Raw genomic sequence first — 25,213 nt, 5'->3', positions numbered from 1 at the left:
AATCCCCCTCTGTTCTTCTGATACCAGATTAACAAGATAAGGGGTGATAACTCAAATCCAATTTTGGGGCTTTAGAGGAACCAGAGCGGGACGTTTCTTCATTCCTTCCAAATCGGAAAAAGGAAAGGGAAGTAGGACGATGCTCCCTTGTTCATAGGTCATTATATACATCGTCCTCCTTACTATTCCATTCAGCAAGTGAAGATTCACTCAGCTTCAGGAATCCCATCTCTTCCAATTCAGAGTATAACCGAAAAAATAATTCCCTTTTTTCGGTTTCGGTCAATTCCATAATGGACTTTAAGATGGATTCGATTTTTGTCATACAGACCACCTCAAAGCCATTATACTTTGAAATCTCCACAAGCAACACCTCCTATTGTCGTCCATCCTGATTGGTAAACGGACGATTTACCGCAAGTGTAAAGGTCGTGACGGCTACCCCGTTTTACGTAAAACGCATTTCTGTGTCTCTCGTCAAACGACCAATTCAACTTATTCAACTTACATGATTCATTTTCTCGGCCCGTGCTATTGGTACGCCCGCACGAGAGCAAAAATAAAAAAGACTTCCTTCCTTAAGCGGTAGAAAAGTCTTGGTTTCCTGTGCCCGATAAAAAACTCATGACAGGCTGTATTTCCTTACAAACTCCTCCGGGGTTAAAAACTCAATCTTTTGGATGAGTCTTTTCCCCTCTTCATGAGTGACGTATTCATGCAGGGTGGTTAAACTGTGGTCATTGGAGACGGCCGCTTGTGCACCACCATCAATTGCGCACTCAATAAACATGGAGTCATCCGGATCGTAGCATCAGGAATACACGGTTGCAGTGCGTACCCGATTGGCCCGAAGCAAGTAAGTTGCCGCTACTCTCAATGGTGGTTTCGGGTTTTGCCCTTTCTTTTCTGCGACGATGACAATCGTGGCAGCAAGCTCTTTCGCCATCTCATCCGTCAGTAGTACCTGATGTTCCCGAATGGACAACGAAAGAGCCCTTTGAGCCATCCTATTTTGTTCCAACGTCGCGCGAATGATTGTGCTGGTGTCGATTACCACGTTCATTGTTCCACCACCTTACGGATGGATCTGCGAACGTCTTTAATGATCGCATCCAGTTCCTCATCGCTTAATGGCTTCGTGTTTGCAGCCTCTTTCCAGCACTCTTCCAGTTCTTTTTCAAGAGTGTCCATGTCATCCCTCTCCTTTTGCATGTGTATTCCACCTCCTTAGATACAACGTCTTTCTACCCATTGTATCTCAGAGGAGATGTCCTGAAAACGCAAAAAGGCGTAGTACCTCTTTTTGCACGAAACAATCCTGCAAAAAGCGTACTACGCCTATGCTTCCATCGAGAACATTCTTGTGGCAAGTTCTACAGTCATGCACAACACGTCTGCAGCTTGCGACCGTTACGAGTCCGTGCCTAGCTCTCTCGTAACCACCATATCGCCTTGTCTCTGCCAGGTAACGACAAGCACGATATCTTTTCCGCCCATGTTGTCCAATCTGCTTCCCTTCGCAGGATTGGAAGAGGCGCACCATGGGTCAAAGCCTCACACATTCCATCAAGTTCTGCGCTCAACGCAGATCATTAACCTCATAGGGAACAGGTATTGCCAACTACCCAACGGTATGAGGTATCCCGTTTCTTCGCAATCTCCCATGCTCAACATGGTTGATTGTATACGAACCCCTATCCGCTCCACGGAAAAAGCCTCTGATGATTCGTATATTGGACTTGATTTGCCCATATTTTACCTAAGATTTTATCCCTTCGTCAAGAGGGAGAGAGGTACGGGCGTCCAATTGTGTTCCCACTTCATCACCATTCCCTTTTCCCATACGTCCAGGGTTGCGGCAAAGTGTCCCGGCTGAACAACCGATCGAAACTCGTCCCAATTTCCTCCGAACCATAAGACCCGCTCCCGTTCGGGAGGGTGGACATCCCCATACAAAATCCGAATGTCCACCAGTTCGTCTCCAATCCGGATCGTGCCCCCGCTTGGGTTTGTCTGAATATCAATGGGCTCCACGTAGTCCAGCCAGTGATCCAAGACTCGCTCCAGGATCAGTTTTTTTACGGCCGCGTCTCCGGCAAGAGGTTCGATAGCGTAAACGGTGAGCTTTTGGTTATCCTCGGATTGGGCTTGGCCGCGCATAATGATGCCAGCGGATAAAAGCTGCTTGATCGTTTCCCGTGTTTCCCTCTTGGTGGCATGAAACCAGTCTGCGGAAGTGGCCGTGATGATCCCGATGGTTCTCACCCATTCCAGCAGCGGTGAATGGACCTCAAGAGATGAGGTTTGTGTAGGTTCCCAGTTGAATGTCCATGATTTCCCGAACATGTTTTCTCACCCGATTACGCGGGTAATTTCGCCGCTCAACCGACGCTCTTTGTTGTTGATCCGCTGCAGCTGGATGAACACTACTTGTCCCTCTTTGAGCAAGCCTTTGTGCAGGCTTCGCTTCGGATGCAGGCAATACACATCCAATCCAGGAACCAGTTCGACCCAATACCCAGCGTCGAATTGGCGTTTAATCACGCCTTTGTACACACCACGGAGATTGAACTTTGTGCCAATCAAATCCCATTTATCCTGGAGAACAGGTACCACGACAAGCCGAATGGACGAAGCAGGCACTTTCTCGCCTTGATCTTCCCCGGCTGCCGCTTCACTCTGTTGTAAAGCTTGCCCATCCCTGACGATCTCCTTGACTTCAACGGTGATTGTATGGCCTACCTGATACACGTCTCGCAAATCCTTAAATGGCAATTTCAAGTCGGAATTGGTAAACGTAAATGAAAACCCGGAGGTTTCTGCCACGATACGGTTCTGCGATACTTTTGTCACCGTAGCCGTGTATTGATCCCCTACCTTCACCCGCCGTAAGGCAATTTCCTGCATCAGTTCGATGGCACGGATACGGCTGCACAGCACTTGTTCGGCGTCCTGGTCAATGTGCAGGATCATGACCGGAATGGTCTGCCCCAGGAATTCATTCATCTCGGACGATTTCTCCACGCCTGTTTCCATTCGCGGAACGATGCCTTTCACAGTCCCAGTTGGCTCTACTTCCAATACCCAGCAGCGAACCGATTCTCCGTTCAATTTGTGTGTTTCCAAGCCGACAACATTGGCCTGAATGGCCATGTTGTTTTGTTTGGCGGCGAACAGCTCCGCCCAGAAGTTTTTCTGATCCCCTTTGCGCTCGAAAATGTTTGCCAACATGAGTAATTCCTCCTCTTTTGAATTTGAGAAAATAAAAATAGCCCTCTTCCTTATGGGAGAGTAGCGTATTGATCATATCTTCCAATATCTTTCTTCTCGCTCGTCCAGAATGAATGCTCCCGTTTTTATGTCCACTCGGAGAAATGGAACGAACGGAACCTCCTCGCTGACTTTTGTTGATCTCTGCTTCCGGGTTGTTGTCTTCTTGGTTGCCACCATCCGTTGCTCGTTGACAGCCGCTTGTCTTGCCATGTCATACTCCACCTTTACCAAATATGCTGGAAGCCCCCGCTAGGAGAACGCTTCCCAAAGGGTTAAACCCGATCCTATCGTGATTCCTGCCAAAACCAGGGACCAAAATCGCCATTTCATTCTTTGGACACCCCACTTCACTTAAGGGAAGCCATGTTATCCCGTTTTTCGTTTGGCTTTTCGTAACGTAAACCATTTCACTTCCCCGGAAACATTGGACTGTTCTGGAAACACAATCGTGATCTTCTTTTTCGGCTGATCCCCCCCCTCTTGTGAGACTGCTGCTTTTTCCTCCTCTGATTCACTCGGAACATCTGTCGAGATCATCTCCTCCTTTCGTTTTCTTTTCACTGTTTCTAACCACGCGAATGGCTTCCGTTTTTCTTCTTCCTCCTTCCCTTCTGGTATTCGAACCAGTTCCCCCTTCACGAGTTTGGGTACCTGCAGCTGCCCGTTCTTTACGAGCCTGGCGACAAAGTGATAGGCAGGCAATTCCATGAGCTGTGTCGGAGTAAACCGCGGTACTTCCTTTTCCGTCTGCGTGACTTTGTCCGCCGTAAATGCTTTCATTCCCATATGGGTGTCGTACATTTTCGTCTGATTGACGCGTTTTTCCGTCCCGAATAAGGCGCTGAACTTCTTCGCATCCGCTTCGTGTTCGCAGGCGAAAATCAATTTGTTCCGGCAGTTGGTCATAATGGTATCCTCCAAGCCGGGATATCCGTCTACCTTCAGCTGGGAAATATTCTGGATGGCGATTGTACACGCGTTTCGATATTTCCGCCCCAACGTCAATAGTCGGCGAAAATCGGGATTGAGGTATTCGGGTAGTTCGTCAATGAAGGTGTAATGCGGGCGCCTCGTCCATTGGTTCCCCGGCCGCCGGAACACGGCGTTTTGAAAGGTCATGATGGCAAACTGACCGAAAATGCTGCTGAGATTCCCCAACTCTCCCAACGCGGAGTTAATGAGAACCACCCCTCCGTTTGCCAAATGATCCTCAAACCGGACACTCTCGTCCTTCTTTTTCGTCAGCAGTTTCAACACCCGCTCGTTCCCAACCAAGTCTTCCAGCTGCATCCGAAGGCCCGTAGAGATTTTGGTGAAGTTTTCACTGTCGAAAACCTCAACCTGAAAAAACTCCACAAGGTCATCTCTCCTGTATTTTCGTTCATAATCCGTGATGTGTTCCTTCAGCGTTTTGAGATTTCGGAGCGCGCGGACAATATGCAGCAGATCGGCATCGTCTCCGTACAGACGCTTCAAAAGCAAGACCGCATTTCGTGCAGCCATTTCCTGCACCAATGCAAAAAAGGCTTCTTGTTTGCCAAAAAGCCTTTTCAATACGGTCCTCGTCATTTCCGCGACGACTTGAGGTTCGCCGAGCAGCGGGTTTAAACCATCGCTTCCGTCCCACGTTGGATCGATTCGCCAAACCGGGATACCGTAGGCAAGGCACCCTTGGTAAATATCCTCCACAAAGTCGCCGCTTGGCTCCAAAATCAGCATCCCGACACGGTTTCCACGCTTATACGACTCCAAGATTTGCATGGCCATGGGAGAGAGCAAGTAACTTGTTTTCCCGCTCCCGGTTGGTCCCACAACCAAGGTGTGCAAAAACGCATCCAATCCGCCATAGGTGACGATCATGTGATCCCTCCTTTCCCCATCAAAGTTCCATCGGATCACCGGACTGCCACTGCACATAGCGAATCACCCGGTTTCGTGCCGCTGCTCGGTAAATCTCCGCCTGCTTTTTCCTCTTTTGAGGTGACCGATCTTCCAAGAGCTCATCCGGTTCATCCAACACATCTACATACACAGGAGGACTTCGCTCCGGCAGAACAAAATCCGGCTGATACCCCAACCATTCCTCTGACGGCTCAATCGGACGAAGGATCGTATGCTTTCGTTCCCGCAACAGCATGAGCAATTCCCGCTCAGCGCCACTGTGCAGCCACCAGCCCTCTTCCGTGATATGCCATCCCACAGCTGGAGCAATAGAACGTGGTTCCTGATGGTCGAAATTGACGCGGAGCACTACCAGCTTGCCATCCACTCGGTAGCGGGGGATATGGTTTTCGGGAACAAGAACACGGATCAAACACGACTTCATGCCCTCAATCCCCCACCGCTCTCCCCCGATCACTTCTTCCCGCTCCCGCAGCCAGCCTAGCACCACCTTTCGCCGTTTTGGGAGCCGAAAACGCTCGTTTGGGACGTACCCAAACCAATAAAAATCTTCCGTCCCAATCCAGATCCGGTGATGGGACATGCAATGCCACATGTGGTACAGGACGGAAGCTGGAGTCATCTTCTTGCCCATTCCCTGGAGTTGCTCGACAGCCAGCTTGTACCAGTCGAAGACGAATGAAGGAAACAAGCGATGACGATGCGTTTGTTCTTCCGTTTTAACCCCGGTTCGATTCCCCGTCTCCCGGCTTTTCCCGGTTTGTGTCCCTGTTTCCGGGAACAGCTTGATATGGACGACCAAGCGATCGCCAACCTTTTCGACTGCTCGCCTCTCCCCTGTTCGGGACCGTTCAACCTCCCCGTAGTAAGGACAAGCAAGTGTATGTTTGTCGGAGTGTTCAGGATTGTTGACCAACGTATAGCGGCCGTAGGGCGTTTTTCGCACGTGCATCTCCGCTCGCATGGCATATGCCTGACACGCGCATTGTATCCGCGGCTTTTTTTCATGCCATTGTTTCAAAACGGTTTGATCGTAATCTGTACCGGAGCGATACACATCTTCGGTTATCAACTGACCGTTTACAAAAATCACCTTCCCGACACCGCCTCGTCCAGTCTTTCAGATACGCGCATCAACTGCCCTACTATATCATGGACGCGTTCCCGCACCACGGCGTCCATCAGGTTATCAAAAAACGGGAGGAGATCTTGTTCCAGTCGTTCAATCAGCTTTTCCGCCTTGTCTAGTTTTTTGATCAACAAGCGGCGCCGCAAGTTTCGGGCACTGGATGCTTCCAACGTGGGGGCAACGGCATCAATCGCCGTCTTGGGGATCTCCTTCTCCAGTTCGGTGTGCCATTCCCTGTCCTCTTCCGGCAACTCATTCTTCAGTCCACCATCAGCTGCATCTTGCTCCTCCATTTCTGCCAATACGTCTTCTTTCATGTCCAGCAAATCCAATTGTTCTTCCTGCAGATCCACCTGCTGCGACCGGCGCTCCCGGAGATATTCCAGTTCGCTGCGTATGGCCTGGATTTCTTGGGATCGTACCTCTTTGACATTGGAACGGGTAATGGCCTCGTACAGCTGGCGTTGCTCTTTTTCCGACAAGGCAGCCAGTTCGTTCCCAGCCACCACGCCGATAACGCCACGGGAAACCAGCTCTTGTAGTTCTGGAATCAAATCCAAGAGTCTGAGCAATCGTCTTGCTGTTCTTTCTCCCTCCCCTACTAGATTTGCTACGTCATGTCTTGTTTTTCTCGCATTGTGGTCATCGTGTCCCTTTTTGGGCCTCCCCACCGTGATTCCCCAATAGTCGTACAAGACCTTAATCTTGCGGGCTTTACGCATTGGATCTTTCTCATCCCCGCGGCGTGCATCATTGGCCATGACAAGCAGGTACAGCATTTCTTCTTCCGTGACAGATTCCACGACTCGTACCGGTACCTCTCCCATTCCCTTCTGTTTTGCAATCTTCCACCGCTCATGACCGGAGATTATGACGTTTTCCCCCGTTACCCATAAAGGCTCCTGAATCCCCATTTCGTCGATGCTGTTCTCAAGCAGAGCAGCCTCCATGGAACCCAATGGGGAATTGAGCATCCGATTGAGTGGATGTTCCCTTAACTCTTCCACCCTCCGATACTCCACTTCTTCCCGAATAAGCATGATTCTCCCCCCCTTTATTCCCCACCTGGACGGAATGGTTCGCTTGTAATCTCGCTTGTACGATCGACCCCCAGCTGGAATTCGATGAGCTCCCAATCTTGGCCCATGGCCTTCTTTACCGAGCGGGTCAACGTCCCCATGGACGACGTTACCCATTTGGGAAGGGCAACCGCAAAGCGGTGACACATCTTGATGCCGACCACGGCATATAAGACGGTCACCGCTAACGTAATCAACAACCAGTTCATTGCCCCATCCCCGTTCCAATACCCCAAGGCTACCTGGTACAAGACGTGACGGACTTCATCTCCCTTCCATCCCATGAGAATCCAATAGGCTGCCCCCATCCACCAGCCGGAATACGTCTCCTGTTTCTTCCAAATCCACAGTGTTACCAACAATATCCACATAATCCCAAACCAGAGCAAGAGAGGAATCCAGGTCATGGGGAGGGCATTCGCAAGAATGAAACCCGCTACCACGATGACGAGAAACGACATTCTTCCTTCTCCCATCACAAGGCCCCCTCCGCTTTCCAGACGTTCCCCCCTGCTTTTCTCATGGTTGCTTCCCATCCTGCTCCAAGGCTTAAAATGGCAATTCCTTCATCGTAGGGAAGAACGTACTCCCAATAATCAGGAAGGCCCCACTGTTCCATGCACCACCCATTTCGGCTGAGAACGATTACGCCGTCTACAACGCCTCGCACCCGACGGGATTCTTCTTTCGCCCGGTAGATCGGCAATCTCCCTCCCTGCGGTTCGATCACGAACAAGGCATACTTTTGCTCTTCCCAAATAAGGATGCCGCCAATACGAGATTGCTCTCGATCTTGGCGGCCCCAACCGACAAATTCATACTTCGGTATCCACACCCATCCTGCTTTTTCGCACGCTACCGCGACGTTCATAATCCATAGGCGGTTCCATTGCGCTACTTTGCTGTCATTTCGCCATTCTTCCCATCGGCGAATCTCAATCTCCAATCGTTCCAGGCTCCACCCTTCTACATCAGCCAACACTTCCAGTCCTTTTTTCAGTAGATACCAGCAGTATCCCCTCGGCCACTCCCGGTTGTAGATTGCTCGTTTGGCAATGTATCCGCGCTCTTGTAACGTTGCGATTCGTGTATACCCGTATCTTCGGCCATCGAAAATCCGTTCTCGTAACACATCTGAGGTGCAACCACGATAGGCCCATATCATCCGAAACAGCGCAATGTCATTTGACGTGATCTCTGGTGTTCTCACAAGTGTTCCCCCTTTTTCGTTGCTGTACGGCTCGCAACCGTCGAGTGCTGGGCACTCTCTCACTTGCTCGCCCGTTTCCGTTTACCAATCAACTTTCAGACAACCAACATTCCCTCTATCCACCCCCGTGGAATTGCAGTTCTTCCCCCGGCATTTTGACCTCTCCCGGCTGCTGGTCACATGGCCAGATTAGGGGCTTCAGCCTCCGGCCTTAGCCCCTAATCCCACCGGAATTGCCCTTTGATTGCACAACCCCGACCCCCAATCTCCAAACCCCTTAGACGGACATGGGATAAGATCACTTTTTTCATATGGAATCTGTCTTTTTACTCCTTCCCTGTAGTTAACCCCCGAAAGACAGATATGGAACCAAAGAAACTTCACAACACCCGGCATCTGAATTTTGCTTTCCTAAATAGCACCGTTTAAACATAGGGAATCAAATAAATCTGACGAACCCCTGTTTTCACCCTCTGTATCGTATGGATTCTAATTTGAATCCATACGATAGCCGCTAACGTCATGTGGAAATTTCTGTCGATTTTTTTGATTCAATACGAAAGAGCGCTTTGATTCCATACGTATGCCACCGCTGTTTTTCGGGTTTTACACCGCCAAGAAATCCATTAATTTTCGTCTGGGCAGCACGTACATTTCCGTGTGGGGGTGATCGACGTTTGGTTCATAGTCAAACAAAAGAGACACCCGACTTTTGTTGTCGTCGGGGATGAAATAGGCGTTTACCAACGCATCGATCATCCACTTGTACACGTGGTTGTCCAGGTCAATGAGAAGATTGGCGGGATAATGGTTCCGAATCCAGACCGCCACGGGCTCCTGGAAGTAGTAACTTCCCACTCCATCCCTCGTATTAAAACCATCCCAAGCCTTCCTGCGGTCCGGCTGCCAGTATGCTCGCAAGGCTTCTTCTGTTCCTACCAACCACTCCTGCTTGATCTGCTCTCGCAACCCTGGTGCGTGGTTCTTCAATCGACTGAACACAGGAGCCAATTCCGGATAGACCAACCGAAAACAATGGTCTTCCAATGGTTCCAACACCGGTTGAAAAGAGCATGGATTTTCCACAGGATTCCTTTCTTTCATCCATTCCTTTAGCTGATACTGCGCTTGCAGGAGAAGTTCATAGGCTTGTTCCACCCCTGTACGTTCCCACATAAAACCACCTTCTCAATAAATTGGGCAGAGAATACCGTCACCATCCGTTGGGATACTATCGGCATACATACCGTTCACCCTAAAATGCTGTATTCTCGGCTCTCTGTTGCAATTGGTATAGGATACCGACAGTATCCGTAGGGATACCGTTGAATGCTATTACTGGTTTTCATGCAGACGAATCTTCCGCAGCGCATCGAAACGGTTTCCTGGTCGTTGGCCAAAGCGGTTCGGCTGCTCCTCTTTCTTCTCCTTCTGATTCTCATCGTCTTTGGTGACGGCTGACTGTGATCGACTGAACACTGACTGAAATCCTCCCCCAAAACCACCCCCTCCGAATTTGTTCGTTTTCGGCTGATAGGGGTTGAACGTTGACTGTTTCACATTTTTGATAGCGGCAGACACATCAACATCCAGTTCCGATTCTTGTTGAACCTGCTCTTGTTTTTCCTTGATCTGTTGAAGTTCTGTCGCCAGCTCGGCGAAACGGCTTGGCATCCCCATCCCGGCAAAAAAAGTGTAGATGACCGCGTAATTTTCATTCCAGATCGGGTCGCCAAACTTACCTCTCATTTGCGTAATCGGATTGTAGTCACTGATCACTTTCTTGATCGTCCGTTCCGTGATGACATCCTTGAAAAAGTCCGCATTGGACGGTCGCAAAATAAAACCGCCATACATCGTCGCCGTTTGGTACTGGTGCCCGCAAGCAAAGTATCCCTTCTCGATACTCGATCTCATCTTTGCTTCCAGTTTTTCGATGGTAAAATGCGGTTCCAACCGCGCTTTCGCCATCGTAAGAAGCTTGCCGGAGAGCTGCATCAGCTTGATGAAGTCTGAAGGGTCATAGGTTACGTTGTCGCTCCCAAAGTTGGCAGGGATGAGATTGGCTTCGTGGATGGTACTAATGACCGCATTATTCCCCTCGTCTTTCCAGGACAGGTTCGTATGTTGGAGTGTCCGCGATCCCTTCTTCAATTCAAAATCATGGTAAATCTTTTTGTTGTCGGTTAAAATCACGCTGGCTAACGGCTTTGTGTCAGAGTATTCAAATAACTCTTCCTGTATCTTGAGAAAATCCTGAATCTCCTTTAACAGCAGCAAGGCATTTGCGATTTCATCAGGATCGTCAATCGGCAGCGAAATGAGTAAGGTGATCGGAACAGGAAAGAATCCTTCCTTGATCAAATTGAGGGTTAAAGAGCCCCAACCGGTTCCCACGCCACCCCCGGCGCCAAGTGAAATGATCAGATGCTCCACATTTGCAAATTTCTTTTCCATGGCAGCAGCCAACTGGCTTCTCAATTCATTCGCCTTGGGATTCAACGTCGGATCGAATAACTCGACCACAAGAGAAGGAGTCCGAGCAGCTCCTTTCATTCCGTCAAAGTGAATGCGATCCTTTTCCGGGATGTTTTTCAGGTGAATCATATCCGCCTGGGCAAAGTTGATTGCCAACGTTTGGTAACATTGTGTCCCATCCGCAAAGCGATAACCAGCAAAGATATCCGCATCCTTGTTCCCCTTTTGACCGGCGCCTATCACACCAAATCGCAAGGACACATCTTGGATGAGGCCGTTGCTTGTCATGAACTCCAATTCCTTACTGTTCATCAGGCTCATAGTATCCCCCCTCGTTTGAAGTCAGCAACAAATAATCTACAAACGCTTGTCCTTCCTCGGAGAGTGAGTAGAGCGTTTCTCGTCTTGGTGTCCTCAACTTGAGAAGTCCTGAAAAATACAACGCTTCAACACAAGCATGGACGACTGTTTTGCTGTATCTGCTCGTGTCAATGATCGATTGTTTATTGATCTCTCCACTCTCTCCGATAATGCAAAGAACTTCCTTCATGGGTTCAGTCAAACGGGCAGAGAACAAGGCATAGTGTTTCGACTCGTACAATCGGGTCATAGTTTCACCATTCCTTTATCTGTCCCCATTTCTTTTAGAAGCCAAAATGGTAACTCTCGCTTGTACATAATGTTTAGCTTTCTCAGCACGGTCTGGCTATGTTTTTCCGCTGTATAAGGAGAAACCTCCAAATGAACCGCAACTTGCGGGATGGAGTATCCTTGCAACAGCATGGCCAGCACTTTTGATTCTTGGGGAGTTAGGGCATATTTTTCGGAAACTCCGTTCATCAATTTGTCTAGCAACTGGTTTTCTGTCATCGTCAACACCTCCTTAATCCAGAATGCACATCGGCTTGTAAGAATTGTTCAAACTGATCAGCCGGCAGCGGTTTACTGAACAAAAAGCCCTGCATGACAAAACAATCTTTCTGCATGAGATAATTCTTCTGTTCTTCCGATTCAACTCCCTCGGCTACAAGCTGCAGATTCAATTCGTGAGCGAGACGAATGATGGCTGAAGTAATCGGAACTTCCTGCTGGCTGTTTTCCACATCTTGCACAAATACTTGGTCGATTTTCAATGTGTCAACTGGAAACATGCGCAGGTAATTTAGCGAAGAGTATCCTGTACCAAAATCGTCAATTGCGATCTTTATTCCAATCCCTTTCAACCTGGCGAATGTCGAAAAGATATGTTCTTGTCGAAGCGCAATGTTCTCCGTCAGTTCAATCTCCAAACACTCTGGGGGCAACCGAGTTTCTTGCAAAACATTCAAGATAACCGCAACAAAGTCGGCATGTTGGAAGGAAAGCGGGGAAATGTTGATAGCGATTCGTATTGGCCCATAAGTATTTAGCCACCTCTTCGCCTGTCTGCAAGCAACTGTTAATACGAATCGGTCCAATTCGGCAACCAGACCATTCGATTCAGCTAGGGGAACAAAAATACGTGGCGAAATCTCCCCCAACAATGGGTGTACCCATCGTGTGAGAGCTTCCGCTCCAATAACCTGACCTGTCCCAACGTGAACAAATGGTTGGTAAAAAATCTCAATCCCTCCCTGCTTTCCCGCTGCCAACGCTTTTCGTAATTCTTGTTCGCATATTTCTTTGGCGTGCTGGATTACCGGCAGATCCATCGACACCTCCTCCTTATTACCCCACCGAAATCGTCGGCAGAAGGATCATGAATGAAAACGTGATAAACGGTGCAAACGGTACATGAACTTGATTCATCACTTTAGAAAAAACGAGCCCCGACAAAAAAGACAATAAGATCACCCCATTTACGAGCGGGAACCCAAGTGCAAATCCCAAGAAGGTAAGGAGTTTCATATCCCCTCCCCCTATACCGTCTTGTACGAAAAATGAAAGTCCCAGCAGCATGGATAACACAAAAAGACCACCAAATATGGAATGCCCCAATTGGTCATGAAAGTAATGGAACAGGAGCGAAACCACCATAGACGGATACGTCAACCAATCCGGGATGATCCGCCATTTCCAATCCGTGAAAGTGGCGATCAACAGAACAATGAGAGAGAACCCCATGAGTATCACGTCCTCACCTCATCCAGACTTGTGATGTAAACGTGGCAGATGCCCGTAAGGGAACTTGAGCCGTGATTCCGATGATCTTCAAAGACTGAAATGTGTAGGTGGACGAAACGGCAATCACGCCTTCCTCCCCTTTTGCTAATGGACCAGCTGTAACCGTCAAATCCCATTCAGCAGGGTCCAGTCCGGCATCAGCAAACCGCTGTTGCAAATAGGGGATAGTACCATCCAACAGCCCGCCATGCTCCCCCATCTTTTGAGCCGTGTCATTGATACAAACCTGAGCATTGAGCCATTTTCCTCCCCATTGAACAAAATCACCCATAAGGATGAAGAACGGAAAAATCAGGGAGAAGATAATCAAATACTCAATACTGATAAACCCATTTTGATTTCGTAGTTTTTTCATTGGAGGATCACGCTCCGAAATTCATGTACTTTCCCGGCATGTCGTACACTGGTGGTATAGTCGGAAAAATACGAGTTGATCCAAGGTAAAGCCATGGAGGCCAAACCAAAGATCATCACTGCAGAGACCACCAAAATCACTTTCTTTTCCATCAAGACCGTACCCGATTCATCAAGGCACCACTGGCGAAGAAACCTTCGCATTCGCAAACTCTCCTTTCGGAATTGATTTCATAAATAGAAAAACCGGGCATTTCTGCCCGGCCTCCTTTTACCAGCTTACTTCTTCGTTGATTTGGCTGTTGTTTTTGATGTTGTCGGATGTTTGGCTCCAATAGTCTTTTAAGAACGTATAGCCAAGGGAACTGAATCCAAAAACACCTACGACAATGACGACCAACAGAATTTTCTTTTCCATCAGCACTGTACCACGATCGTTGCGGAGCGGTTTAAACAGGACTTTTCCTTTTTGAATCATTTTTTTCCACATCGTAATCCTCTCCTACATATTTTTTGGCTTGATTTCTTAGAGATTGCATCTACTCCATAGGGGGATCTCTCAAACTGCTCGCCCCCCTTAAAAGGCCGGTCCTTTGGACAGCATACTCACCAAATACAACGCCATCAGGGTGGCAATAAACAGGATACCGTCCAAGGCAATGATCATATTCATCGTTTTTACCTTGGCAGGACGTACTTGCTTTTCGCGCTCCATGAGTTTTTTGTCCAACTCCCGAAACGTCGATTCCATTTGCCCCAAGATTTCCTGACCATCTTTACCGGGCCCTACTGTCATGTATTGAGAAAGAGCTGTACTGAATTCAATCAATTCCGGCACCTTTGTACTTCTGGCAAATTTTTGAACTGCCTCCTGCGGTGACAGAAACTCCAAGTCTTGTTTGAGTACTTCCGCATACGCACTCAGCCCACTACCTGTTCCGTGTTCGCAAGCAATTCGCAGCGCATCTGCTGGGGTCTTTTGCCCCTTGAGCAAGAGTCTGACCGTCAATGCAAAGTTGGGCGTTTCCTTTCGTATCTCTTCCCGCAATTTCTTCGCTTTGTTTTTTAGCTCTCTCCTCGGCTCGAAGAAAAAGTATACGGCTAAAAGGATACCCAGACCGAGTATGAACCAAGATTTCACGAACAAGTGAACAATCAGAAACAGCAACAACACACCGACCATGTACACAAATTGTTCAACGCCAATCTGCTCAGGTGTCTTCCTCGAATCAGCATCCAGTAGTTCTTGCTCAATCGCAGCTCTGGTTCGCAGCAAGTACTTGTTGGTCAGAGGAAAAAGAAACCCGAATGACCGGTGCCATGTTTGATCGGGTTTGACTTCCTCTAAAAGGATTGATGCCCGATAGGTTGACGAGGGCTGAAACAGGTAAAACAGGATTAGAAAAGGGAGGAAGGCCAGTAACCCTCCCCCAAAAACGAGAAAGATCAACGATCACACCTCTTTTCGGATAATGAAATAACTCACGACGGGGACAAAAAGAGCAATCCCCAGATACACGGTTAACAAGCATTGGCCTACCAAACTATTTGTGTACACTGCAAATATTTCTGGCTGAAAGAACCGGAAAAATGCCACTGCAGCAATGAACAAATAGGACAGCCAACGATTCTCTCGAACAGCACTTAGCATAGCATTGGCCAGCTCCATTCTTGCCAATCGCTTGGTTTGAAAGAAGGCACCCGCAACCAATACGCCTTCGGCTGCGCTGTCGCCAACCGATTGACTGATCTCGGCCATCTTCACAAACAAGTTCATTTCGGGTACTTTGAGCCGTTCCATCATCTCCTGTAGGGCTTCCCCAATCAAAACATCGCTGCTGTGGAGCTGGTACACACGCATGAACTCGCTTTTCAACGGCTCGTCCAGGCTCGGAATCGTGGTCTCCAACGCACGTTTCCAGTTTTTTTGAATGCGAAAAGCGGCGCCCAAATTTTGAAGCGCCGGTCCCAACTGCTCTTTCGCCATATCCCGAATATGGCGTTCTTTATTTAAGTAAAACATCTTGATTGAGAAGTAATTGGCGACCAAAACGAGTATTGGAATAAATGGGTTGAGAAAAAGAAAAGACAAGCCAACTCCGATTCCGAAAGCAAGTCCCCACCATATGACTTGTTTCTGAACCGAAACCCCCAGCCTTTCTCCCTCGGCAAAAAAACTATTGCGCTCTCTTTTTGCTGGCTTGTGCAGTTCAATCCACTTGATCGTCTCTCTTTTCCCGGACTCAAACCATAGCAAGAGAAGGAAGCAAAATAACGTGGCTCCTACAGCTAACAAAATCGCCATGCTCATTGTTGCCACCTCATCCAGCGGGTTGGAGATACTTTTCGTATCTCGTTCTTGGAATTTCTGCATGTTGGAACATTTTGACCAGACGTTCAGAAATGGGGTTGCTGCGAACAAACTTTTTATGATCCCAGTCATACTCGAAGATCGGGTTGAGGATCAATTCTCCGTCTTTGTCAACGCCAACAATCTCCACGATTTCAAACACGCGGCGGCGGTCATCTTCAGCAAAATGCTTCTGCATCATGATAATGTTAAGCGACTTGGATAACAGCCGATTGGCGTCCTGTTTGGTCATAAACCGTGCCAAAAGCATACTAATCCGTTCTGCCAATTCTGAAGCACTGAGGCCATGCATGGTAAACCACAACGGGTGCCCAATCAAGGCAGCCTCAATCGCCGCCAAGAGATCCTTCTCTTTGCGAATCTCCCCGATGATCAACCGCTTTGGTGTCTGACGCAAACTGGTAACGACCAACTTTTGGATTACAATGTCCAACGACTCATCTTCCATGATCCGACACTCTTCCGAAATAAAGTGATAGCCTTCCTCATAGGGATACAGCTTTTCCAATCGCATTTCGGCGGTGTCTTCAATGACAACGACTCGTTCGCCTTTTTTGATGAAGCCTGCCATCAGCTTAAAGGTTGTGGTTTTTCCGGACCCGGTACTCCCGCCCATGCAAATGGAGCAGCCCCCTTGAACAATTAGTTTGATAAACTCAAACATCTCGGGCGACGCTGTTCCTTTTTCCAAAAATTCCGTTTCCGTCAACGTGATCGGAGGAAACTTTCGGATGGTCAAGATGGGCCCTTTCATTTGACTGATGGGTTGCCATACCACATTTACCCTGCATTCACCGATCCGTGCATCCACAATCGGATTCTTATCCGATACTGACTTCCCGCATGAATTCAGGATTTTGGTGACAATGATGGTCTCCAGGTGCTTCTGATTGTCAAATTGAATCAGATCCCCTGCTGGGCGGTCTTTTCCGTTTTGCTTTACCCACGGCTGATCGTACCCGTTAATCATGATCTCCGTGATGGAGTTGTCCTCCAACGCATCATCCAGCGGCCCCAATGAAAAAATGTCTTTCCAAATTCGGAGAACGACATCATCGATGCTCATGCCAGCCACAAACTTTCGTTCGATCTGCAGGTAGTTGCGGATAGTCCGCTCTACCTCCGGCTTTCGTTTCTTATTGAACAGCGCATCCTGGACAAGTTTGTTATGTTCGTTCATGAGAAAGTTTCGCACTTCATTTCGCACCAATTCGTAGTCGGAACTGGTGTGTTCCACACTTTGTTCTTCGTCTGGCCGAGAAGACTTCGTAGCAGCCTGCTGGCTTTGCAGTTGTTGCAGGTTTACACGTCCTCTATTTAACAGGATTTTTTCATTTTGCATCGCTGACCCTCCTCACACGGTTTTTTCTCGAAACAGGGAAAATTGTGAAAGAAGGCTGACACGCCCTGTCTTTTTTGAACCGGCTTCCCGTCTTTTCGTTTCCTTCTCTAGCCCCAATAACCCTTCAGCGATTTCACCGATGGCTGACTCAAACGACTTTCCACCAAGCAAGTTTAATTTGTGAACCTCGGTGATCATCTGCGGATCATACGGAACAGTATAGGTGACGCTGCGCTGCAGGAACTCCTCGAATACGTCAATGTCCATCTTTTCAGGAAGCTTGTTGAGAATCACCTGTGCACCGTCCGTTGGAACACCGGTGTTCTCCAGCAGTTTGATTCGTTGCGGGAACAACCGCACAGCAGACGGACTGGTATCCATAACAAAGACACGTTGATCGCAAGCCCTGAGTATAGCCAAGTGTAACGGCTCATCCGGGTCGCTTCCCATGGAAAAAATGATGTTTTCAAAGAATGGTTTGGCACCTTCCACGATTTTTTTCATGTAGTCGGTAATCTCGTTGAGGTCCGTCCCCAAGGTTGGAAAATACTCGAACCCAAGGTCTGCCGACGGAGACAGCACGTACAACAAATCCGGCAGCTTCTTGAAGTGTTCCGCCAGTTGTTTGGAGACTTGCCCCATCTTGGACTTATGCAAAAAGTAGGGTTCCATATTGGGCCGTTCCTTGCTTTGAAGTGCCTCCAACAGTCCTTCCAATGTGTATCGCGAATCTTTATACCCGATCAGATACGGAGCCTTGGGAAATCGGATGTCCATGTCGATGTACAGCGTTTTCTTCCCATTCATGGCCGAATAAAAAGACAAGGCCCGGGCAATCGAACCAGCTCCTACCCCCGGTTGGATGCCAAAAAACCCGACCGTTCGCTTCACGTTCAAATGGGCAATGTGCTGCTTCTGCTCTTGGGTTTGATTGGAAGACTGAATCCAGGCGTCAATTTGCTCCCACCTTACTTCCTCCCCCTTCATAATGGAGATAGAGGGAGACAAATTGACGGGAGGATCGTACGCCAAATAAAGAACAGGAACCCCCTGGCTCGCCAACGTATTCGCCACTTCACCGGTCGGGTCGGTTGTATCTGACAAAATGACAGGTGATTGTGCATCTCCAAGATCATACCGTTCTTCGCACACGATTCCAGAAGAACGCGCGAGCTTCGTAATCTGCTCATAGCTGCTTGCGTTTATAATCATTGGGCATCCCCCTTTGTAGATTCGAGAACTTGAAATGTTTTACTCAATTCTGCCGTCATCCATTCCCGCATCCTCTTGACTGACCAAAGCCCGTTATCCGTAGCTGAAGTTGTTTTGCCATAGTCCTTGTAACTCACTCCCACTACTTGAATGGTTCCGAGTTTTTCAGCCAGTTGGATCAAAGCGATCTGCTCATTATTGACCGCGAGAAGTATCGTTTGTGGCACGACATTTGCCCCGATGGTCACCGGCTGCTGCTCATCGCTGCTGTTTTTGGTAACGGTATCTGTCGTTGGCCGTGACTTTTGAGAACTGGTTGCATATGTCCCGATCACCCTCACTTTGTCCAGGAACGGGCCAATCACTGGCTTTTTATCCTCTTTGGCCACCGCTGACAGCCACAGGTCGATGTAACTCCCTTCCGTAATCTGGGCCGCTAAGGAAGAGCGCAAATTGGTGTTGATCGCAATCATCTTCTCCCCTTCGTTGAGGAGCATTGCCGCGCCATCTTTCATTTCCTCCGCCGTCAATACCTTGCCGACGTACAAATAGCTGTTCGGAGGCACCGTATAGTTGGTGGCTGTAAACTTGTTCAGGACGTCTTCCGGTTTTCGGAACACATTTGGCGGAACAATCTTCGCTGGGTGCATACTCACCTTGATCACCCCATCGTCAAACATCTTTTGGGTAATCATGGTGCGGGGAGGAATCTCTTGTGAGACAGTCAATACCGGAACCAATGCATTTTGTCGTTTTTCATACTCTGTATATCCGAAGTAAACACCCCCTCCAACCAAAGCAGTAAGCATAAGAAGGATGACAATCCTCACTGTTCTTTGCATAAGAAAAAGGCGCTTGTCGCGCGCCCATTCACCACCTTTTATTCGTAATTTTTCATGTCATACTTCGATTCAATGCTCTCCGTCGTCTGAACCGGGACGTTTACCAAAATATTGTTCTCCTTCAGCAGTTTGAGAAGGGAGCTGCTATAGTCAGCATCTATGGCAAGAGAAAGAAGCGCGGGCGACGTTTGTGTACTCATCCGCACATGTAATTCCTTTGTGCCTACGTTCAGGTTGTTTTGGAGTACCCGGCTTATGGTATCCTCCAACCCCTCCTTCATCAGATAAGGAGGATCACCTACTCGAAGAGCGGCCCAGTCCTGATGTTTGATAATGGCCTGCCGTGCCGCCGCAATCGCCGCACTTCGAAAGTCTTCCTTACCGAATACAACGATGGTTACGTCTTGAAAGTACGCAATCACAAAAGCCAAGCAAATAAAAAAGGCTACCATCTTGGGTATCCCTGTCAAAGTGATCACCTCCCGGCCTCTTGTGGATAGACGGAGAATTCCGTAACATCAAGCCCGCTGGAATCGTCCTTTCCATTGCTGTTGTACCAGGGAGCCAGTTCATCAAAGTACCATTCGTATCCTTTCCAATCCCATCCGGGCTGAATATTGTGGGGATATGGATTGTTTGGATCAACTCGTCGATAAATGTAATCATCATGCGGGCTCCCAAGGATATTGTATTGCTCGTCGATGCATGTAGAAAGACGTGGTGAGACAGGCGTTGCCGTCGTATTGCCTTCAATATCCGTATGAGTAGTAAAGGTCACTCCAGCCCCTTCCCCCTTCACCGCAAACGGATACGTGCCATCCTTTTGATAAAAGCTGGTGTAATACTTGTTTTGCCCATCTACGTGCTGACTTTCATCGACTGCCAAAGGATCAAGTGTGTAAACGTATTCGATGGCCTCTATGTCCTTCTGTCCCCGTTCAATCTTGGCCCGTGGAAATTGCCAGATGTTCGATGATTCGGGTGGTGGGTTTTGAGGAACCAACTCGACTGCCGGCAGGATAACCGTATCCCCCTGATGCTCCTCTGAATCGAATTCCGCCATGATCCGAGAGAAATCATGTTTTCTTCCATTGTGCGGATTGGAGTTGTGGTACTCGGTTTTCAGCTTGTAGGCAAAACCCATCCCTGCTTTTACGGTCGCCGTTTGGTACTCCGGTGTCACGACAATGGACTCATAATACTTCCCGATGCAAATGCTGCAACCAACAGGTGTACAATTGCAATAATATTCATAGGTCCCGGAAACCGCTGTCGTCTGGTTTTCTTCCTTCCGACAAACTGCCCCGACCACTTCTTCAGGTAGCAAAACCACATTGGCTGACCTGATATTGTCCTCGTACGTTATTTCGTCAAATTTTCGCGGCTTGGGGTGAATCTCAGCCTCCAGTTTGTATGTTGCTCTTTCAGATTTTCCGGTTACAGGCGTCTTCCACTCGAAAGGAACCTCCCGTTCTTCACCCGGATTTAAATGAACGGATTGTCGGCCAACTTCTTTTCCATCAAAACGCAGAACGAGATCAACGGCTTCAGGCATGACGCTATCGGGTATGTTTCCAACCTGCACGATTGTCGTCACATTTTCACCCTTACGATAAACCCCGCCTTTGACTGATTTGACGTACAGATTCAAACGGCTGGAAAAATCAAACTTACTTTCCTTATAGTTGTTCTTCCATTCGTTTTCTTGAGCAGGAGCATTGCCCTGAGGATTTATATGTCCATACGTTGCTTCATTTCTTGGCATGGTCACCGTAAAGGTTTTTCTTTCACCAACTGCCAATAAAATACCTGTGTGCACACCAATCCTTTGCGCTTCTCCAATTCCGTATTCAAGAGACGTAACCAATGTCTCCGTTCTTCCAGGAAGATCAAGCTGTTCGAACGAATATTCAATCGTCATCTCGTCTTCCGTAAAAGACACTAACCTCGGCCCGTCGATGCTTAAATCCGGAAAATCGTACTGGACTGGGACAGCAATATGATTATTATCATAATTTTGTTCCAAAGGGTCATGATCGGGATTTAGCACAAACTCAATTGTCCTTTTGGTTTGCTCCTGCATATCCAAAGAGATCGGAAAGGTTATTGTGACTTTACCGAGATTCTGGTACATTCCAGGCAAAGTAACACTCTGCTCATCTCGTAAGACCGATTCCCCTTCCCACCGCCAGCCGACCGTTGTTGTTTTGGAACTGGGCGTGTTGTTAGAAAGAGTAACCGTAACGTTCTTCGTTTCTTTGTCTTCTTTTATCAGAATGGGATTGGGGTCAGCACTTCTGATTGCAAGATCCGTATCTGCCCCAACAATTACGGTTACTGAATACGGTTCAGCAGCCTGACCAATTTCATCGACCGCATACAACGTAACTAGATAGGAACCTTTTTGTAATTCCATCGTGCCGGTGTTTGACTTGTTTTCCAACCACTGATCCTTGAAGATTGTTGTCAATTCATTCGTTTCCGTATTTTCGACGGTTAACGTAACCAAAGCCTTTTGATTCGCAGAGTAGCTGGATACGATCAATGCATAGCTTACCTGACCAATATCTGCGTAGACGGTTGGTGCGTTTTGCCCATTAATTGATAACAGGTTAATGATTGGTGGTTGGTTTGAAGAAGATGCCCATTGGATAGGTACCGCTGCAATAGAAAGAACCAGCACCACCAATACATTCAGCCATATTCGTAGTTTTTTCATCACATTCCTCCCCCTATTGACCAGTGTGAAAATTCACCAACATCTGTACTGCTTTTTTCAGATCATCAGGGATTGTATACGTAGCCGGAAATCCGTCCACTTTCTCAGTTACTTTACTCCAAAATCCGTTTTGAACATAGGGAGAAAGGAACCGTAATGTTACGTCGCCACGAACACCCGGCACTTTCACTTGGCTTTTTCCAGGGATCGTATACGTTTTGCCATTCTCTTCAACGTACACCGCAAGTGGATCGCTGGATTGATTTTTTATGTCAACTCCATCCACCCTTTTGTAAACCATAAACTCCCACTCCCTAAGAACAATGGCATACTGACCGTCTGCCTCCTTAATCGGAGTATTCAATGTCCCTGTTTCATCGAATCCAATGTACTCAGCTGCTGTACAATTATTTGCGTTGTACGTTACAACCCAGGAAAGAAATCCTCCCGAACCCACAGCACTTTGTCCATTCGGACCCTCTCCAAAACTAATTGGGTAAACAGCATCTTTTTTCTTCAACAACGGAGGCTGACAACCAGAAACGCCACCGTAGGTAAAATCGATAACTTTTTGGGAATATCGCTCAAAACTATCTGAAACAGAAATAAGCAAGGTATTCTTTCCTTGCTTTAAGTACTGTTTGTAATTGGTCAAATCACGGTAAAAAGAATACTTGAAGCCAAACTCTCCGTCTTTGCCTAGAGATTGAGGTACCGCAAAGGGTATCCTATAGGGATTCGAATCATTTGAGACTGGGATTGGCTGACCATTCAGATACAAATAGGCATTTGCACCGGTTTCCCAGCCGCTGTATGCAACAAATGAAACTTGGACACCAAAAGGGATGTTGCTCATGACATTGCTTGTGGTATTCCCATTTTGCTGGATACTCGTTCCGGTGAATTTAGGGAAATCCGTAATGATCCTCATAGCCCGACCAACGTTTGGTACTTCGGGGGCTGGAAAACCCTTGGCGGTGATTTGCTCAGTGGTCCCACAAGGTTTTCCAATGAATTCGACACAACGATCCCCAAACCTATCTAATGAGTCTGTACCTCCAACCAGATAAGCAAAGTGACCAGCTGACAGCCAATTGTACGTTTTAAACGTCCCACTCTCATCATATCCATATGTTTGGTAAATCGGATCTGGGAGGGTCCCTTTCTGAATTTGCTCGATGTACTCTTCTACTTTTCTTGAAACAAATTCTGGATTTCCTCGATATTTCGTGGCCATCGTCTTGATCTTATTGGTTCGTTCATTTGGATCGTCTGGCAAGTAGATCATGGAGTATCCCGTAAATCCTTTAAAATCCTCCCCGGCATTTTCTTTCAAGTCAAAGGATGTGATCGCAGTTTGTTCGACTGTCTGCTTGGTTTTGTCATCGTAGACGTGATATTCCCACTGTAGTACATCAGCTTTGTGTATCTCTTGACGGGCCGAAGGAGAAGGAGAAAAGTCTCCATAAAATTCCACTTCATCACCGAGCTTGTGTGGAAACGTAACATCAGCAATTGCAGCTCCATAATCAGTTGTAAAACAAAAACAAACAGCCATAATAATGGCTGTAAGAAATTTTACTTTATTCACTTGCAGTCCCTACCTTCCTCCAATGATTTCCATGGAGGGATATTCGATCCCAACCAAGCCAAAGGCAGTTCCATTTTGTCCATGCAATTCAATAACACCTTTGGTGTCATTAATCTTGAGTTCAAAGGGGGTTCCAGGTTTCAAATACTGAGTTTTGACAATTGGAACATTTGGGTTCTCCCCATTAAACTCAATCAGCATGTATCCTTTTATGTCGTTTGGTACAACGCCCTTCAATACCCCATCCTCAACTTTGAATGTCTGGACGGCTCTCTTCATCGCTTCCACATTTTCAGCTTGTCCTTCGCGAATGGGTGGCTTAAAAGGGGTTCCTGATCCGCCTGTACCAGTCGATGGGTTGGTTCCAGTGCTAGGAGTTGGATTGGTGCCTGTACCGATTCCATTCGATGGTTTTGTACCATTTGTAGGATTGGTGAAGTTATTCGTACCTGTCGTGATGTTCACAAGTCGTTCCGAAGCCAACCATTCAACTTTTGCACCATATGTTTCGCTTATGAAACGCAGCGGAACAAACGTACGATTGTTTTGCAGCGTCGCAGCTGCATCAAAAGTGATCTCTTGACCGGCCACGACTGCCTTCTTTTCCCCGATCTTGAGCGAGATTTGCTTTCCGTCCTTGTTCATAATGACGGTTTGTTTTGCTCCATCCCAGTCTACTGAGGCGCCCAGTTTTTCACTGACAAAGCGAACCGGGATCATCGTCCGACTGGTAGATGGATCAATGAAAGGCTTTGCGTCTGGGAAATGGACAGAGACATTGTCCACCTTTACCTGAATGTCCTTACTGTCCGCGCGAACTGTGACCGGACTGATGGCAGCGGTCATAAGAACTGCTCCAAGGAGAAATTTTACAAAACGATTTCCTTTCATAATAAAATCACCTCAATTTTTCTTGTTTTCTCCCGGTTTCTTCCTAGCGTTATATTATTTCATACTTTTCCCTCCTCTGGAAGTTGCGAAAACTCTTTCTATAAAAATGAAAAGCCCCTGGCGTTTTGCCAGAGGCTGGTACTCAAAATCTCAATCCATGGTATAATCTTCATTGTACAATAGCATGGCTCCTCAAGGGTGGTTGGCTCATCCCCTCATGAAAGGGGGTGAGGCTGATGGAGGTTTATCAAGCATTGACGCTGATGTTCATGTTCGGCATGTTCATCCTCGCTTTGCTGACTTACCTCAAAAAGAAATAGACCGCCCTTGAGCCTAGCAAGCTGGGTGATCTATTTCCGATCAAACATATTGCACTGAGCCGCCCCCTTGTGGGGAACGTCTATTGTGCAAGACCGGCAGCGTTGCAGCGCTGTTGGTCTTTTTTAGTGTGTACAATTACTGTTGTAATTAGCATATCATAACTCGTGCACAATTAGAAGGTGTTGCCCTTTGGACCTTGACAAACCGAGTGACCTGCTTATGCGATCAATGCTGTTACTACTGAGAGCATTCCTCATCGAGAATACAAACAAAACTGAAATCATAATTTACGCACTTGCTTATTGTCAATACTTACATTACCATATCCCGCCAAGT

General features: G+C 47.7%; 30 protein-coding genes and 1 pseudogene. 1 reads left to right on the top strand and 30 read right to left on the bottom strand.

What is annotated here, in order from left to right:
- Positions 1–151: 151 nt before the first annotated feature.
- The 30 genes and pseudogenes from ACTHO6_RS18910 to ACTHO6_RS18765 form a co-directional block, all read right to left on the bottom strand.
- Positions 152–364 carry a hypothetical protein gene (locus ACTHO6_RS18910; protein ID WP_310769223.1) on the bottom strand — a complete coding sequence of 71 codons (213 nt, stop codon included), beginning with the start codon at positions 362–364 and terminating at the stop codon, positions 152–154.
- A 15-nt stretch (positions 365–379) separates the two neighbouring features.
- Positions 380–463: pseudogene (locus ACTHO6_RS18905) on the bottom strand (single-stranded DNA-binding protein); the annotation flags it as partial.
- 348 nt (positions 464–811) lie between these two features.
- Positions 812–1,063: a hypothetical protein gene (locus ACTHO6_RS18900; RefSeq protein WP_440243221.1), complete on the bottom strand. Its 252-nt coding sequence runs from the start codon at positions 1,061–1,063 to the stop codon at positions 812–814.
- Positions 1,060–1,191 (bottom strand): hypothetical protein, encoded by a 132-nt coding sequence (locus ACTHO6_RS18895; protein WP_281274232.1) that lies wholly within the window; start codon positions 1,189–1,191, stop codon positions 1,060–1,062. Before ACTHO6_RS18895 ends, ACTHO6_RS18900 begins: the two co-directional genes overlap by 4 nt.
- A 576-nt stretch (positions 1,192–1,767) precedes the next feature.
- Positions 1,768–2,346 carry a hypothetical protein gene (locus ACTHO6_RS18890; protein WP_440243220.1) on the bottom strand — a complete coding sequence of 193 codons (579 nt, stop codon included), beginning with the start codon at positions 2,344–2,346 and terminating at the stop codon, positions 1,768–1,770.
- A gap of 6 nt (positions 2,347–2,352) precedes the next feature.
- Positions 2,353–3,231 carry a hypothetical protein gene (locus tag ACTHO6_RS18885; protein WP_122905046.1) on the bottom strand — a complete coding sequence of 293 codons (879 nt, stop codon included), beginning with the start codon at positions 3,229–3,231 and terminating at the stop codon, positions 2,353–2,355.
- Between the two features lie 72 nt (positions 3,232–3,303).
- Complete coding sequence (locus tag ACTHO6_RS18880; protein ID WP_440243219.1) at positions 3,304–3,483, bottom strand: hypothetical protein; 180 nt, start codon at positions 3,481–3,483, stop codon at positions 3,304–3,306.
- Between the two features lie 156 nt (positions 3,484–3,639).
- Positions 3,640–5,133 carry a type IV secretory system conjugative DNA transfer family protein gene (locus ACTHO6_RS18875; RefSeq protein ID WP_440243218.1) on the bottom strand — a complete coding sequence of 498 codons (1,494 nt, stop codon included), beginning with the start codon at positions 5,131–5,133 and terminating at the stop codon, positions 3,640–3,642.
- A gap of 19 nt (positions 5,134–5,152) precedes the next feature.
- Positions 5,153–6,268: a hypothetical protein gene (locus ACTHO6_RS18870; RefSeq protein WP_440243217.1), complete on the bottom strand. Its 1,116-nt coding sequence runs from the start codon at positions 6,266–6,268 to the stop codon at positions 5,153–5,155.
- Positions 6,265–7,344 carry a ParB/RepB/Spo0J family partition protein gene (locus tag ACTHO6_RS18865; protein ID WP_440243216.1) on the bottom strand — a complete coding sequence of 360 codons (1,080 nt, stop codon included), beginning with the start codon at positions 7,342–7,344 and terminating at the stop codon, positions 6,265–6,267. The genes ACTHO6_RS18870 and ACTHO6_RS18865 overlap by 4 nt, the downstream gene beginning before the upstream one ends.
- 14 nt (positions 7,345–7,358) lie before the next feature.
- Positions 7,359–7,859, bottom strand: coding sequence for a hypothetical protein (locus ACTHO6_RS18860; protein WP_440243215.1), 501 nt, complete (start codon positions 7,857–7,859; stop codon positions 7,359–7,361).
- Positions 7,859–8,593 carry a hypothetical protein gene (locus tag ACTHO6_RS18855; RefSeq protein ID WP_440243214.1) on the bottom strand — a complete coding sequence of 245 codons (735 nt, stop codon included), beginning with the start codon at positions 8,591–8,593 and terminating at the stop codon, positions 7,859–7,861. Before ACTHO6_RS18855 ends, ACTHO6_RS18860 begins: the two co-directional genes overlap by 1 nt.
- Positions 8,594–9,199: 606 nt before the next feature.
- The gene (locus ACTHO6_RS18850) at positions 9,200–9,769 is read right to left on the bottom strand and encodes a hypothetical protein (RefSeq protein ID WP_342405587.1); all 570 of its coding nucleotides are present in this window, start codon (positions 9,767–9,769) and stop codon (positions 9,200–9,202) included.
- Positions 9,770–9,928: 159 nt separating this feature from the next.
- On the bottom strand, positions 9,929–11,392 hold the full coding sequence (locus tag ACTHO6_RS18845; RefSeq protein WP_429787630.1) for a cell division protein FtsZ: 1,464 nt from the start codon (positions 11,390–11,392) through the stop codon (positions 9,929–9,931).
- Positions 11,373–11,681 carry a winged helix DNA-binding protein gene (locus ACTHO6_RS18840; RefSeq protein ID WP_412847291.1) on the bottom strand — a complete coding sequence of 103 codons (309 nt, stop codon included), beginning with the start codon at positions 11,679–11,681 and terminating at the stop codon, positions 11,373–11,375. The genes ACTHO6_RS18845 and ACTHO6_RS18840 overlap by 20 nt, the downstream gene beginning before the upstream one ends.
- On the bottom strand, positions 11,678–11,941 hold the full coding sequence (locus ACTHO6_RS18835) for a helix-turn-helix transcriptional regulator (RefSeq protein ID WP_429781808.1): 264 nt from the start codon (positions 11,939–11,941) through the stop codon (positions 11,678–11,680). Before ACTHO6_RS18835 ends, ACTHO6_RS18840 begins: the two co-directional genes overlap by 4 nt.
- A 2-nt stretch (positions 11,942–11,943) precedes the next feature.
- Positions 11,944–12,762: a putative bifunctional diguanylate cyclase/phosphodiesterase gene (locus ACTHO6_RS18830; RefSeq protein WP_429787629.1), complete on the bottom strand. Its 819-nt coding sequence runs from the start codon at positions 12,760–12,762 to the stop codon at positions 11,944–11,946.
- Positions 12,763–12,778: 16 nt separating this feature from the next.
- Positions 12,779–13,174 carry a prepilin peptidase gene (locus ACTHO6_RS18825; RefSeq protein ID WP_429787628.1) on the bottom strand — a complete coding sequence of 132 codons (396 nt, stop codon included), beginning with the start codon at positions 13,172–13,174 and terminating at the stop codon, positions 12,779–12,781.
- A 13-nt stretch (positions 13,175–13,187) separates the two neighbouring features.
- Positions 13,188–13,589 (bottom strand): hypothetical protein, encoded by a 402-nt coding sequence (locus ACTHO6_RS18820; protein WP_310769189.1) that lies wholly within the window; start codon positions 13,587–13,589, stop codon positions 13,188–13,190.
- Entirely contained in the window at positions 13,586–13,792 is a 207-nt protein-coding gene (locus ACTHO6_RS18815; protein ID WP_024984542.1) for a hypothetical protein, read from the bottom strand. Before ACTHO6_RS18815 ends, ACTHO6_RS18820 begins: the two co-directional genes overlap by 4 nt.
- Before the next feature lie 67 nt (positions 13,793–13,859).
- Complete coding sequence (locus ACTHO6_RS18810) at positions 13,860–14,078, bottom strand: hypothetical protein (RefSeq protein WP_024984543.1); 219 nt, start codon at positions 14,076–14,078, stop codon at positions 13,860–13,862.
- A gap of 87 nt (positions 14,079–14,165) precedes the next feature.
- Positions 14,166–15,038 (bottom strand): hypothetical protein, encoded by an 873-nt coding sequence (locus tag ACTHO6_RS18805; RefSeq protein WP_440243210.1) that lies wholly within the window; start codon positions 15,036–15,038, stop codon positions 14,166–14,168.
- Between the two features lie 3 nt (positions 15,039–15,041).
- The gene (locus tag ACTHO6_RS18800) at positions 15,042–15,899 is read right to left on the bottom strand and encodes a type II secretion system F family protein (RefSeq protein ID WP_429781814.1); all 858 of its coding nucleotides are present in this window, start codon (positions 15,897–15,899) and stop codon (positions 15,042–15,044) included.
- Positions 15,900–15,909: 10 nt separating this feature from the next.
- Positions 15,910–17,301 carry a CpaF family protein gene (locus ACTHO6_RS18795; protein ID WP_310769181.1) on the bottom strand — a complete coding sequence of 464 codons (1,392 nt, stop codon included), beginning with the start codon at positions 17,299–17,301 and terminating at the stop codon, positions 15,910–15,912.
- Positions 17,302–17,313: 12 nt separating this feature from the next.
- Complete coding sequence (locus ACTHO6_RS18790) at positions 17,314–18,513, bottom strand: AAA family ATPase (protein WP_440243208.1); 1,200 nt, start codon at positions 18,511–18,513, stop codon at positions 17,314–17,316.
- On the bottom strand, positions 18,510–19,322 hold the full coding sequence (locus ACTHO6_RS18785) for an RcpC/CpaB family pilus assembly protein (protein WP_310769177.1): 813 nt from the start codon (positions 19,320–19,322) through the stop codon (positions 18,510–18,512). Before ACTHO6_RS18785 ends, ACTHO6_RS18790 begins: the two co-directional genes overlap by 4 nt.
- 71 nt (positions 19,323–19,393) lie before the next feature.
- A complete protein-coding gene (locus tag ACTHO6_RS18780) occupies positions 19,394–19,834 on the bottom strand; it encodes a hypothetical protein (protein WP_310769175.1) in 441 nt (146 codons plus the stop codon).
- The gene (locus ACTHO6_RS18775) at positions 19,831–22,074 is read right to left on the bottom strand and encodes a hypothetical protein (protein WP_310769173.1); all 2,244 of its coding nucleotides are present in this window, start codon (positions 22,072–22,074) and stop codon (positions 19,831–19,833) included. Before ACTHO6_RS18775 ends, ACTHO6_RS18780 begins: the two co-directional genes overlap by 4 nt.
- A gap of 13 nt (positions 22,075–22,087) precedes the next feature.
- Positions 22,088–23,665: a hypothetical protein gene (locus ACTHO6_RS18770; protein WP_310769171.1), complete on the bottom strand. Its 1,578-nt coding sequence runs from the start codon at positions 23,663–23,665 to the stop codon at positions 22,088–22,090.
- A gap of 9 nt (positions 23,666–23,674) precedes the next feature.
- Entirely contained in the window at positions 23,675–24,556 is an 882-nt protein-coding gene (locus tag ACTHO6_RS18765) for a stalk domain-containing protein (RefSeq protein ID WP_310769169.1), read from the bottom strand.
- A 236-nt stretch (positions 24,557–24,792) separates the two neighbouring features.
- Here ACTHO6_RS18765 and ACTHO6_RS18760 point away from each other — a divergent pair, with 236 nt between their 5' ends.
- Positions 24,793–24,876 carry a putative holin-like toxin gene (locus ACTHO6_RS18760; protein ID WP_016738816.1) on the top strand — a complete coding sequence of 28 codons (84 nt, stop codon included), beginning with the start codon at positions 24,793–24,795 and terminating at the stop codon, positions 24,874–24,876.
- Positions 24,877–25,213: the final 337 nt, after the last annotated feature.

It is taken from the genome of Brevibacillus sp. SAFN-007a (assembly GCF_051967035.1).
Taxonomy (GTDB): Bacteria; Bacillota; Bacilli; order Brevibacillales; family Brevibacillaceae; genus Brevibacillus.
This window is presented reverse-complemented; position numbering and strand designations above follow the sequence as displayed.